General features: G+C 57.7%; 1 protein-coding gene. It reads right to left on the bottom strand.

Annotated features, from left to right (window positions below):
• The coding region (locus tag ACNFCI_RS24095) for an immunoglobulin-like domain-containing protein (protein ID WP_416768439.1) at window positions 1-333 on the bottom strand (333 nt) is incomplete at both ends.

Raw genomic sequence — 333 nt, 5'->3', positions numbered from 1 at the left:
AACCTTGGTGCCGTCCGACAGGGTAAAGACCAGGCCACCATGGGCGTTGACCGGCAGCTTCTGGCCATTGCTGAGGGTCACGGTGTAGGTAATTTCACCGCCTTCAGCGACAGTGGATTTATCCACAGACAGCGTGGCTTTCACTTCGCTGATCGTGTCGGTGATGTTGACGGTGGCCTTGTCGCCCAGTTGCAGGTTTTCGAACTGCTTGCCGGCGACGGCCGCATCGGTGACACCCAGCGAAACTTCACCTGCGTCCTTGAATACGTCATCGCCCTGGGCTGGCAACGAATAGTCGACCTCGGTTTTACCGGCTTGAATGACCACCTGCTG

This window comes from Pseudomonas sp. NY15356 (genome assembly GCF_048068175.1).
Lineage (GTDB): Bacteria > Pseudomonadota > Gammaproteobacteria > Pseudomonadales > Pseudomonadaceae > Aquipseudomonas > Aquipseudomonas putida_K.
Note: the sequence above shows the minus strand (reverse complement) of the source record. Positions and strands in the feature narration are given on the sequence as shown.